Annotated in this window: 12 protein-coding genes; 7 read left to right on the top strand and 5 right to left on the bottom strand. The window is 54.5% G+C overall.

Annotated features, from left to right (window positions below):
- Nucleotides 1-48: 48 nt before the first annotated feature.
- The 6 genes from TH2_RS14270 (at nt 49) to TH2_RS14250 (ending at nt 5,741) form a co-directional block, all read left to right on the top strand.
- Nucleotides 49-279 carry a hypothetical protein gene (locus tag TH2_RS14270; protein ID WP_008891142.1) on the top strand — a complete coding sequence of 77 codons (231 nt, stop codon included), beginning with the start codon at nt 49-51 and terminating at the stop codon, nt 277-279.
- Nucleotides 279-446, top strand: a complete 168-nt coding sequence (locus TH2_RS21295; protein WP_156518943.1) for a hypothetical protein — start codon at nt 279-281, stop codon at nt 444-446. The genes TH2_RS14270 and TH2_RS21295 overlap by 1 nt, the downstream gene beginning before the upstream one ends.
- A gap of 9 nt (nt 447-455) precedes the next feature.
- On the top strand, nt 456-1,211 hold the full coding sequence (recO, locus tag TH2_RS14265) for a DNA repair protein RecO (protein ID WP_008891141.1): 756 nt from the start codon (nt 456-458) through the stop codon (nt 1,209-1,211).
- A gap of 130 nt (nt 1,212-1,341) precedes the next feature.
- On the top strand, nt 1,342-3,585 hold the full coding sequence (parC, locus tag TH2_RS14260) for a DNA topoisomerase IV subunit A (RefSeq protein WP_008891140.1): 2,244 nt from the start codon (nt 1,342-1,344) through the stop codon (nt 3,583-3,585).
- A 237-nt stretch (nt 3,586-3,822) separates the two neighbouring features.
- A complete protein-coding gene (locus tag TH2_RS14255; protein WP_040823968.1) occupies nt 3,823-4,368 on the top strand; it encodes a TRAP transporter small permease subunit in 546 nt (181 codons plus the stop codon).
- Complete coding sequence (locus TH2_RS14250) at nt 4,368-5,741, top strand: TRAP transporter large permease (protein WP_008891138.1); 1,374 nt, start codon at nt 4,368-4,370, stop codon at nt 5,739-5,741. Before TH2_RS14255 ends, TH2_RS14250 begins: the two co-directional genes overlap by 1 nt.
- 147 nt (nt 5,742-5,888) lie before the next feature.
- On the opposite strand, the gene TH2_RS14245 is transcribed toward TH2_RS14250, so the two are convergent.
- From TH2_RS14245 to motA, 4 genes are all read right to left on the bottom strand, one after another.
- A complete protein-coding gene (locus TH2_RS14245; RefSeq protein WP_008891137.1) occupies nt 5,889-6,983 on the bottom strand; it encodes a TRAP transporter substrate-binding protein in 1,095 nt (364 codons plus the stop codon).
- A gap of 184 nt (nt 6,984-7,167) precedes the next feature.
- The gene (locus TH2_RS14240) at nt 7,168-7,908 is read right to left on the bottom strand and encodes an arginyltransferase (RefSeq protein WP_008891136.1); all 741 of its coding nucleotides are present in this window, start codon (nt 7,906-7,908) and stop codon (nt 7,168-7,170) included.
- Nucleotides 7,909-8,027: 119 nt separating this feature from the next.
- A complete protein-coding gene (locus TH2_RS14235; protein WP_008891135.1) occupies nt 8,028-9,002 on the bottom strand; it encodes a flagellar motor protein MotB in 975 nt (324 codons plus the stop codon).
- Nucleotides 9,003-9,042: 40 nt separating this feature from the next.
- Nucleotides 9,043-9,897 (bottom strand): flagellar motor stator protein MotA, encoded by an 855-nt coding sequence (gene motA / locus TH2_RS14230; protein ID WP_008891134.1) that lies wholly within the window; start codon nt 9,895-9,897, stop codon nt 9,043-9,045.
- A gap of 256 nt (nt 9,898-10,153) precedes the next feature.
- Here motA and TH2_RS14225 point away from each other — a divergent pair, with 256 nt between their 5' ends.
- A complete protein-coding gene (locus tag TH2_RS14225; RefSeq protein ID WP_008891133.1) occupies nt 10,154-10,636 on the top strand; it encodes a flavin reductase family protein in 483 nt (160 codons plus the stop codon).
- A 91-nt stretch (nt 10,637-10,727) separates the two neighbouring features.
- Here TH2_RS14225 and TH2_RS14220 read toward each other — a convergent pair whose 3' ends face one another.
- Nucleotides 10,728-11,948 carry a threonine ammonia-lyase gene (locus tag TH2_RS14220; RefSeq protein WP_008891132.1) on the bottom strand — a complete coding sequence of 407 codons (1,221 nt, stop codon included), beginning with the start codon at nt 11,946-11,948 and terminating at the stop codon, nt 10,728-10,730.
- Nucleotides 11,949-12,110: the final 162 nt, after the last annotated feature.

Here is a 12,110-nt window from a genome sequence, read left to right as displayed (position 1 = left end):
CGCGTTGACTGGTCCCATATCGAGTGACCACAAATTGCCGGGTAAGTAATGGAAATCGGATCCGTCTGGGGAATTGTCATGATCATTGTTGGCGCTGCTGCCGCAATGATTGTTGCGCGCGTCGCCAGACGTCCGTTCCGCAACCGCAATTCCAGTGCGTCTGTGCAACGTGAAAAATCGTTCCTGCACAAACCACTTAACCTGATTGCACTTCTGATTGCGATCGCCGTCTTTGTGCTGGGCCTGTTCTGGCGCATGACGGGTGGAGGCCCGACCTAATGCGTAATGACTCATCTGATCCACTGTCTGATGCCATCGAAGAAATCCCGAACCGCCCGATCCTGCGCAAGGTTGTGTTCGGTTTGGCGTTGTTTAGTCTTGCGTCCTGCCTGCTCGGGTTCTTTTTCCTTGTCACCCGCCTCATTGTACCTAGTGGCTTTTTCTAAGGTACGCGGATGGATTGGCGGGATGACGGTATCGTTCTTTCGACACGCAAGCTGGGTGAAAATTCAGTCCGTCTTTCTGTCCTGACCCGTGATTATGGCCGCCATGCCGGTCTGGTGCGCGGCGCGACCAGCAAATCCATGCGTGGCACCCTTGAGCCCGGTAATGAAATTCGGGTGGGGTGGTCCGCCCGATTGGCCGAACATCTTGGGCAATTTCGCTGTGAACTGACCGGCGCGCATGCTGCAGATCTTTTGTTGCATGCTGGCCCCTTGATGGCGATGAGTTCGGCCTGTGCGATGTTGGACGCGACGCTTCCGGAACGCGAAGCCCATCCGGATCTGTATCGCGGAACCGTCGCGTTGATTTCGGCCCTTAAGTCCGAGCAATGGTTGCCTGCCTATATCCGTTGGGAAGTCGGGTTACTGGAAGAGCTCGGTTACGGCTTGGCACTGGATCGATGTGCCGCAACCAACGAGACTGAAAACCTTGCCTTTGTATCCCCCAAAAGCGGCCGCGCCGTTGGCGAGGCATCAGGGCAGGCGTATCGTGACCGGATGTTGCCATTGCCGGCCTTTCTTGCTTCTGGGCGGGCGTCTCAATCGTGCAAGGAAATGTCTTTATTAGAACAACTGCGCGATGGTCTGAAACTGACCGGATTTTTCATTCACCGCGATATTTTCGAGGCAAAAGGTATCAAACCTGTTGCTGCGCGGGACCGTCTTGTCAGCCATGTCTGGCGCACGGATATCGGAGCAGAAAAATAAATTAGGCAATTTGCGCGCCATATGTTGACCAAGACCATGCCCGGCGTAGTATGTTGCCAATAACGTAAGGTGTTCGGGTCCGAACGCACTTGCACATGTCCATTTTGACAAGCAACAAGAAAAATCGTTCATGAGCACCAAGACTTCCGATCCGGCCAGTGCCGGACAAATCCGGGAAACCCGGCTTGCAGACGCGCTGAGCGAACGATATCTCGCCTACGCGATGTCGACAATCATGTCGCGTTCCCTGCCTGATGTGCGTGATGGCCTTAAGCCAGTGCATCGTCGTCTTCTTTACGCCATGCGTCAGCTTAAACTGAACCCGGAACAGGGGTTCAAGAAATGTGCGCGTGTTGTCGGTGACGTGATCGGTAAATATCACCCGCATGGTGATCAGTCGGTCTATGACGCGCTGGTACGTCTGGCACAGGATTTTGCGGTTCGTTATCCGCTTGTTGATGGTCAGGGCAACTTCGGCAACATTGACGGCGATAATGCTGCGGCAATGCGTTACACCGAGGCCCGCATGACAGCGGTTGCCGCGGCGTTGATGGATGGCCTTGACGAAGATGCTGTTGATTTTCGCCCGACCTATGACGGCGAGGAAAAAGAACCGGTTGTGATGCCGGCTGCTTTCCCGAACCTTTTGGCCAACGGGGCCTCGGGCATTGCTGTGGGTATGGCGACCAACATTCCGCCGCACAATGCCGGTGAACTGTGCACGGCCCTGATCAAACTGATTGATGATCCGGAAACTTCGATTGCGCAGCTTGTGCGTTGTGTGCCGGGTCCGGATTTCCCGACCGGTGGCGTTCTGGTCGAGCCGCGTGAAAACATTCTCGAAGCCTATGCGACCGGGCGTGGATCATTCCGCCTGCGTGCGAAATGGGAAGTCGAAAAGCTTAGCCACGGTCTTTATCAGGTCGTGATTACCGAGATTCCCTATCAGGTTCAGAAAGCCAAGCTGGTTGAACGGATCGCCGATCTGATGGTGGCAAAGAAATTGCCGCTTTTGAACGATGTGCGCGATGAGTCGACCGATATCATTCGTCTGGTTCTGGAACCACGTACCCGTGCGGTTGAGCCGGAACACCTGATGGAAATGCTGTTCAAGAATACCGAACTGGAAATCCGGTTTGGCTTGAACATGAACGTTCTGGACGGCGATAACACGCCACGGGTGATGAACTTGCGCGAAGTTCTGCGCGCATTCCTGGCGCATCGTCAGGATGTTCTGATCCGTCGTTCCAACCATCGCTTGGCCAAGATCAATCACCGTCTTGAGGTGTTGGAAGGCTATCTTGTTGCCTATCTGAACCTTGATGAAGTGATCCGGATCATCCGTTATGAGGATGAGCCGAAAAACGCCCTGATGAAGGCGTTTGACCTGACCGAAGTGCAGGCCGATGCGATCCTTAACATGCGTCTGCGGTCGTTGCGCAAGCTCGAAGAGATGGAAATCAAGAACGAGCATGCCAAACTGACCGAGGAAAAGCAGGGCCTTGAAGCGCTGCTGGCCAGCGAGAGCCTGCGTTGGGAGAAAATCCGCGACGAGATCGAGGTGATGCGTGAAAACTTTGGCAAGAAGACTGCCATTGGAAAGCGCCGCACCGAGATTGGCGATGCACCGGAAGAAATCGAAGTTCCGCTGGAAGCACTGATCGAACGTGAACCGATTACGGTCATCTGTTCGAAAATGGGCTGGGTGCGTGCGCTTAAGGGCCATGTCGCCGATATCAGCGACCTGAAGTTCAAGGATGGTGACGAGCATCGCTTTGCGCTGAAGGCATTTACCACTGACAAGCTTCTGATCTTGTCGACGGCCGGGCGTTGTTACACCATGTCGTGTGACAAACTGCCAGGCGGGCGCGGCCATGGGGAGCCGATCCGTCTTTCCATCGATCTGCCGCAGGAACATGACATTGTTTCGATGGTGGTGCACAAGGAAGGTCGTAACCTTCTGGTGGCAAGTTCCGGTGGACGTGGCTTCCTGGTTGCCGAGAAAGAAGTGGTTGCGCAGACCAAAAACGGCAAACAGGTGCTTAACCTTGGAACTGGCGAAGTTGCCAAGATCTTCCTGCCGGTTGAGCAAGACCATGTTGCCGTTCTGGGGGATAACCGCAAATTGCTGATTTATCCGGTTTCGGAAATTCCGGAAATGACCCGTGGCCGCGGTGTGATCTTGCAGAAATACCGTCAGGGCGGTCTTTCGGACCTCATCCTGTTTAACCTTGAAGAGGGTCTCAGCTGGACGATGGGTGGCAGCGAAGGTCGTACCCGCACAGTCACCGAACTGGCCGAATGGATTGGCAAACGGGCCGGGGCAGGGCGCCTGCCGCCAAATGGCTTCCCGCGGTCCAACAAGTTTGAATAACGGGTGTTAAAACGCCTTGATAAAAGCCGGTTGGTGCCAAGCCATCCGGCTTTTTCTTTGCCTGAATGACGAAAATTGATGCACTGCCTGTGATTTGTTGCATTTCCCGGCAGAAATGGCCGAAATTCGGTGCAAAAGATATAGCGTTTTCGGTGGTTAATCTGTAACTTCCCAACCTGTTTAACAGGAAGCCCGCAATTTTCCTGTGAGATTCAAAAAAGGGCTTGGGAGTGAAAAGTGAGATTTCTGGGAAATTTCGTCCACGCCGTTGACAGTCTTAATGACTGGATCGGACGCGGAGTAGCCTGGCTGGTGATCCCCATGGTGGTGATCACGTTTTTGGTGGCAACGTTGCGTTATGGCTTTGCGGTCGGCTGGGTGTCGATGCAGGAAAGCTATATGTGGCTTTACGGCATCATGTTCATGGTCGGCGCGGGTTACACGCTGCTGCATGGGGGGCATGTGCGTGTTGACGTTTTCTATCGTCCGGCATCTGCGCGCTACAAGGCATGGGTAGACCTTTTTGGTTCCCTGTTCCTGCTTGCACCCGTCGTCATCATGATCCTGATGTACAGCTATCCTTACGTTGTCACGAGCTGGCACCGTCTGGAAGGATCGCATGAAACCGGCGGGCTTCCGGGACTGTTCCTTTATAAGTCTGTGATTTTGGTCTTTGGTGTCCTGATGCTGCTGCAGGGGCTGTCTTTGGCAGCGCGCAGTGTTCTGGTCCTGACCGGTCACAAAGAGTTTGAAATCAAAGAAGAAGAGCACGAGGGCGTCTGATGACGGGGGAAATTCTTAGCCTGGTGATGTTCGCCGTAGCTTGCGGCGTGCTTCTTCTTGGTTTTCCGGTTGCTTTCTCACTTGCGGGCACCGGTCTTGCTTTTGCGCTTATTGGCAACGCCATGGGCACATTCGATATGCCGCTTCTGGGCTCTTTGCCGTCACGCTATTTCGGTGTGATGACCAACGAGCTTTATGTTGCGATCCCGTTGTTCGTGTTCATGGGCGTGATGCTTGAACGCGCACGGATCGCCGAGAAGCTTCTGACCACGATGGGCATGCTGTTTGGCACCATGCGTGGCGGCCTTGGCATTTCGGTCGTGATCGTCGGTATGTTGCTTGCGGCATCCACCGGTATTGTCGGTGCGACGGTTGTGACCATGGGCTTGCTCAGCCTGCCGGCGATGCAAAAAGCCGGTTATGATCCGAAACTGTCGACCGGTGTGATCTGTGCATCGGGTACGCTGGGTCAGATCATTCCGCCGTCGATCGTTCTGGTTCTGCTGGGTGATATCTTGCAGGGGGCCTATGCCGAAGCGCAGCGCGCGCTGGGCAACTGGGCACCGGAACCGATTTCGGTGATGGATCTGTTCGCCGGTGCCTTCATTCCGGGAATTATGCTGGTTGGGCTTTATATCGGCTGGATCATCATCAAATCCCTGATTGATCCGGAATCAGCACCAGCACTGGTCGAAGGCAAACGCCCGGCAGGCCTTTGGGGTGAAGTGCTGCGCGCATTGCTGCCACCGGCATTGCTGATTGTGGCGGTTCTGGGCTCAATCCTGACCGGGATTGCAACGCCGACGGAATCTGCCGCATTCGGCTCGGTCGGTGCGACCATTCTGGCTGCGTTCTATCGCCGTCTTGATATGCCTGTGCTGCGCCATGTGGTGCGCCAGACGGTTCAGGTCAGCGCGATGGTGTTTGTCATCCTTCTGGGTGCGTCGGTGTTCTCGCTGGTGTTCCGTGGTCTGGGTGGTGATCATCTGGTTGAAGAACTGCTGCACAACCTTCCGGGTGGTGTGTTCAGTGCGATGCTGGTCGTGATGTTGCTGATGTTCGTCATGGGCTTCTTCCTCGACTTCATCGAGATCGTGTTTGTTGTGATCCCGATTGTCGGCCCGATCCTGCTTAAGCTTGATGTCGATCCGGTCTGGCTGGGTGTGATGATTGCAATCAATCTTCAGACCAGCTTCCTGACACCGCCATTCGGCTTTGCGCTGTTCTATCTGCGCGGTGTGGCCCCGGCGGCGATCAAGACGTGGGATATCTATCGCGGGATTGTACCATTCGTGGTTATCCAGATGCTTGGCCTGTGCCTTGTGGCTGCCTTCCCGTGGTTGGCAACCTGGCTTCCAAGCGTTCTGTTCTAAGAACGACGGCGACATATCATCAAAGAAAAAGGCACCCGTTCTGGGTGCCTTTTTTGTTTCAGTGGCCGGCTCTGATAAGTTTGGAGCAGGCCAAATAAAAAGGGCTGGCAAATGCCAGCCCTTTGTCGTTTTCCGAATTCGGAAAACTTAGTATTTGAACGGCAGGACACGTGCCTGTGCGAATGCCGCTTCCGAGAATTTCGACCATGCGATCGACTGGGTACGGAAGGCGATAAGGCTTTCGAAGACTTCCTGTGACAGCGGGTTCGACGAAACCAGGTCACGCAGAACTTCACCCGACAGTTTGCCAAGGCCGGTCAGAATGTCGTCAGAGAACGGACGAACATCAACGCCGTGCTTGTTGCGCAGGGTGTCGAGTGCCTGAACGTTACGTGCGGTGAATTCCGACAGAACCATCTGGTTCACAGCGCGGTTTGCCTGCTCGACAATGGCTTTCAGATCATCAGGGAGTGCATTCCATGCATCCAGGTTGATGAAGTTGTCGAGAACGGTCGCCGGCTCGTGCCAGCCCGGATAGTAGTAGTATTTGGCCGATTTATAGAGACCAAAGGCCAGATCGTTATACGGACCCACCCATTCGGTTGCGTCAATCGCGCCCGACTGAAGTGCCGGCGGAATTTCCCCGCCTGGAAGGTTCACAACGTTGGCACCAGCGGCTTTGACAACTTCGCCACCAAGGCCCGGAATACGCATTTTCAGACCTTTATAGTCGTCAATGGTGTTCATTTCCTTGTTGAACCAGCCGCCCATCTGGGTGCCGGTGTTGCCCGACGGGAAGAACTTACAGTTCAGTTCCGCATAGACCTTATCAGCCAGTTCCTGACCGCCACCCCACTGGAACCACGCATTCTGTTCCTGTGCGTTCAGACCGAACGGCATTGCTGCGATATACTGGGTCGCGTCGACTTTGCCTTTCCAGTAGTAAGGCGCGCCGTGGCCCATTTCGACGGTGCCGTTGCCAACAGCGTCGATGGCTTCGAATGCCGGAACAATTTCACCTGCGCCAAAAACGGTAACTTTCAGGCGACCTTCGGATGCCTTGGTGATGTATTCAGCAAGAAGGTTTGCGCCGGTGCCAAGGCCCGGAAAGTTTTTCGGCCAGGTGGTGACCATCCGCCATTCGCGGACGTCCTGGGCAATTGCCGGTTTGGCGAAAGTTGACGCGGCAGCAGCAGTCGCACCTGCTACGGCAGCGCCGGAAAGAAATTGGCGACGTTTCATTGGTTACAACCTCCCAAAGATGCAAGCTCATGATTTATCTGTAAAAGCTGGATGATCAGCTTTGAGACGAAGCTTATATGCGTCTTTACGGGCAGGCAACCGAGGATCGAGTTGTTGTATGGTACTTTAGTCTAATCGGGGAAAGTGGTTCGCGCAATTGGTGCAGAATGCGAACTTTTACAGCTTAGTCCGCGTCACTATCAGCGTCTTCCATCGAGACCCATTGACCATCGCGGAATCCTTCAAGGGGCTGGAAGCGCATCTTATACGACATCTTGCGGCAATCGCCGATCCAGTAGCCAAGATACACATGCGGAAGGGAGAGCATTCTGGCTTCGTCGATCAGATCAAGCACGATGTAAGTGCCCAGTCCGCGACGGTCTTCTTGCGGGTCAAAGAAGCTGTAAACAGCAGACAGTCCATCGGCCAGAATATCAACCAGCGCCACAGCAATCAGGCTGTCATCCGCGCGACGATATTCAAAGATCGAGGTTTCCACTGTGCTGTCTTCGATCATTGCGCGGTAATCACGGGCATCCATGCGCGCCATGTCACCATTGCCATGCCGGGCGTCCTGATAGGTGCTAAACAGCTGGTATTGTTCTTGTGTCGCGGACGGCGGCATCACCTTGCGGACAAGATCGCTGTTTCTGTTCTTGATGCGGCGGAAAGACCGGCTGGGTTCGAACCCGTCACAGCGGACCCTCACCGGAACACAGGCATTGCAATCACTGCAGGCCGGCAGATAGGCGATTGAGTGGCTGCGGCGAAAGCCTGCACGTGACAACAGATCATGGACGTTGTTGGCCTCGGGCCCGCGCAACTCCGTGACCAGTTTACGTTCGAACCGGCCGGGCAGGTATGGGCACGGCATCGGTGCGGTCATAAAATAGTGCTGGGTCAGGCGCCGCTGATTAACTGTCATTTGATCCGATCAGTCCCGGTCACATCAAAGAGAACTATTCTATGAGATTAGGTGTTGTTTATGACAGTTTAAAGGCCTGACGGTCAAAAGGGCACCGATTTCTGTTGCCGGATTTCAAATCACCGTTGTGATGGAACCGAGAAGGTCGGGCGGCGCTGGTTTTCACCCTGTGCCGGTTGTTGTGCAGGCGATGGTGCCGGGCCAGCGGGTGCTGCACCTGTCGGTGCAGTTTGTCCGTTTTGGCCAGCTTCGCCGGTGCCTTCAAGTTCGGAACGTTCGCCGGTGCCACGCAGCAAGGTGATGCTGATGCGACGGTTGCTTTCATTTTCCGGTGCCTCGGGCAGGAGCGGGTCGGTGTCCGACAGACCGGCAACCTTGGCAAAGCGTCCCGTTTCAAGCCCCATGTCTTCAAGTGCACGACGGGTGGCCAGCGCACGATCGGCTGACAGTTCCCAGTTGGAATAGCCATCTGTCCGGTTGAACGGCACGGCATCGGTATGGCCTTCGATCGAGACATCCTGTGGCATGTTTTCAATCACGCCTGCGACCTGTTGCAGCAGAAGGCGGGTATGATCGGCCATGGCGGCACTACCGCTCGGGAACATGGCGGTGCCGTCTTCGTCAAGGATCTGGATGCGAAGTCCCTCATCGGTGTTTTCGATGCGGATGTTCTTTTCAAGGCCCTGAAGTTCCTCGTTGGCTTCGATTGCCTTAAGGAGTTCTTCCTGGGCCTCGTTGAATTCCTGTTCTTCCATCTGGGCCACACGGATGGCTTCGCGTTCTTCCGGTGTTTCGACCGGCGGGATTTCCATGCTGATCGACGGTGATCCGAATTCGGAACGCAGTGCACCTTCTTCGGCCAGGCTGGTGCCGCCCAGCAAGCCACCAGAACCCGATTCATTTTGCGAGATGGTCTCGGGCGTGAAATACATCGACACGCCTTGCAGCTGTTCCTCGGTCGCGCTGGAAAGCAGCCACAGCAACAGGAAGAATGCCATCATCGCCGTCACAAAGTCGGCATAGGCAACTTTCCAGGCACCACCATGATGCCCGTGCCCACCTTTTTTGATCTTTTTTATGACGATATCGGGCATTTGCTGCGTTGTCCTCTAAACCAGATCTTTTATCGCAAAATCAAGCCGTGGGCGCGTCTTGCAGCGCTTCGTCAAGCTCTTTGAAGCTGGGTCGAAGATTATGCGGGAGGGTTTTACGTGCGAACTCCACCGAGACCTGCGGGGCATATCCCTGCATGTGACCAACCAGGGCGGCTTTGATGCAGCTGTAATATTTGCCGTCTGCGTCCACGGTGTTTTTGATGATCGATGCGGTCGGGCCGACAAAGCCATAGGCACCGAGAATACCAAGGAAGGTACCGACAAGGGCCGCAGCAATCAGGCCACCAAGAATTTCAGGCGGTTCAGTCACCGAGCTCATGGTGACGATAACGCCAAGAACAGCCGCAACAATGCCAAGTGCCGGAAGGCCGTCACCAGCCGTTTGCACAGCAGACGCAACTGCGTGTTCTTCTTCGTGATGGGTTTCAAGTTCCTGATCCATCACGGCTTCGAGTTCATAGGCGTTGGTCGTGCCAAGGGTAAGCAGGCGCAGATAGTCACACATGAATTCCATCGCATGATGATCTTTCATCAGCATCGGAAAATTGGAAAACAGACTGGAGCTTTCCGGGTTTTCAACGTGGCTTTCAAGCGCAAGATCGCCTTTGGATTTCGCAAGGCGGAAAATCGCATAAAGGCAGATCAGAAGTTCCAGATAGGCGGCCTTTTTCTTTGGGCCTTTCATGGCGCGAATGGTGTAGGTGAAGGATTTCTTCACGATGCCAAGCGGGTTGGCAGTCAAATAGGCACCAAACGCAGCCCCGAAAATGATCAGAACTTCAAGCGGTTGTACAAGAATGCCAAAGTCGCCATGCGGCAGATAGCCACCCAAGACAGAGCCGACTACGACGATATAACCAATGATCAAGAACATTCTTTTTTCTTCTCCGCTACCCCAAGCCAGATACCTGAACGATCAACCCCGAGTTCATCGAAACATCTGCCTTCTGCGGCAGTGCAGAACGTGTTTCTGATATCTATATGCTCTTATTAAGTTTTAATCTTATTAACATCGCGTTTAAATTAGCTGCGAGTTAGGTTTGACAGCGCGGTGAATAGACGCCATTTTCCCCAAGCTCCATTCGGGACGCGTCACCCATCCATATTGGTATACGAGAGCTTCCTTCAATATGTCTTTCTCTGCGCGCGATTTTCGCGATTGCCTTGGTCAATTCACAACCGGCGTTGCCGTTGTAACCACCCGCGCCCAAGACGGTGCAAAAGCGGGCATTACTATCAACAGCTTTGCCTCGGTGTCGCTTGATCCAGCGCTGGTTTTGTTTTCGGTTGATCACCGTGCGGCGACTCACGCGCTGTTCACGGGGGATGCCAAACGGTTTTGCATCAATATCCTGAGCCAGAGCCAAAAGCAGGTGTCCGAGCTGTTTTCAGCCCCCGGGCAGGATGGGTGGGACAAGGTCGCATATGAAGATGACAGCCTTGGCATGCCGCGCCTTAAAGGCAGTGTTGCAGCGCTGACCTGCGAACGTCACGCCCTTCATGAAGGCGGTGATCACAGCATCATCGTTGGTCATGTTCAGGAACTGGTGATGGGCGAAACCGGTGCGCCGTTGCTGTATTATGGTGGGCGGTATCGCACGCTGGGTGAATAACTTTGTCACTTGCGATGTGATGTAGTTCACAAAAGAAAAGGGCCGTGGTGACACACCAACGGCCCTTTGTCGTTTCTGGATACAGGGGTTCCTAGTCGAGCGACGTGTTACCAAGCAGGCGGCCACCGAATCCTTCCTTGATCAGGCGGTCGATCACCTGTTGCCCGTGCTGGGTGTCGCGCACTTCAAGCACCATGTCGACATCGGTCTGTTTTGCCGGCACGTCATAGAAATGACGCTGGTGATAGACTTCAATGATGTTAGCGTCTTCTTCGCCGATCAAGGCACTGATCGTTGAAAGTGCGCCCGGCACATCCGGAATTTCGATCCGGACACGAACAAGGCGGCCTTCACGGGCCATGCCGCGCATCAGAACTTGGGCCAGCAGGCGGGTATCGATGTTGCCACCACTGATAATCAGGCAGACTTTCTTGCCCTTGAAGCGATCCGGATGATCGAGCAGGGCGGCCAGCGGGGCCGCACCGGCACCTTCGACAACGCTTTTTTCGATCTCGATCATCATCTGGATGGAGCGTTCGATCGAGCTTTCTTCGACCAGAACGACGTCATCGAGTTTTTCCTTGCAGATTTCAAGCGTCAGGCCACCGGGCTGTTTGACAGCAATGCCTTCGGCAATGGTGACGCCACCGCCGGTGAATTCCTTGCCGTGTATGCCTTCATACATGGACGGGTAAAGCTTGGTCTCAACCCCGATCACTTCGATGTCGGGGCGGCGCGACTTGATCGCGGTGACAACGCCCGATGCCAGACCGCCACCGCCAATCGGCACGACAACCGTGTCGATGTCTTTGTTTTCATCAAGGATTTCGAGCCCGACAGTGCCCTGGCCTGCGATGATATGTGGATCATCAAACGGATGGACGAAGGTCAGACCACGATCTTGCTGGATGCGGCCGGCGGCCTCAAGGCTTTCGGCAAATACGTTGCCGGTCAGAACGACTTCTGCACCGTGCGAGCGCGTATGGTGAACCTTGGTGTAGGGGGTGTTTTTGGGCATCACGATGGTGGCGGGAATACCAAGTCGTTTGGCGTTATAGGCAACACCCTGCGCGTGGTTGCCAGCCGATACGGCGATAACACCTTTTTCGCGTTCTTCCGGAGTCAGGCTTGCCAGTTTTACATAGGCGCCACGTTCCTTGAACGACGCGGTATATTGCTGATTTTCAAGTTTCAGATAAACATCCGCTTGGCAAATGTTTGAAAGCGTTAGGGATTTCACCAGTGGTGTTTTCGCAACGATGCCTTCGAGCAAGCCCGAGGCGCGAACAATATCGTGATAGGAAACAGTCATGATTTCCGTACTCCTGCGGCCATCCGCAATCTGATGCGATGGCTATAGTAATATTTTATGGCGTGAATAGCGGTATTAAACCGGTCCTGTCATCCGCAGATGACAGGGATCACATTCGCAGGTCGGAAATACCCATAATCATGGCGATCACACCGGCACGAA

It is taken from the genome of Thalassospira profundimaris WP0211 (assembly GCF_000300275.1).
GTDB lineage: Bacteria > Pseudomonadota > Alphaproteobacteria > Rhodospirillales > Thalassospiraceae > Thalassospira > Thalassospira profundimaris.
Note: the sequence above shows the minus strand (reverse complement) of the source record. Positions and strands in the feature narration are given on the sequence as shown.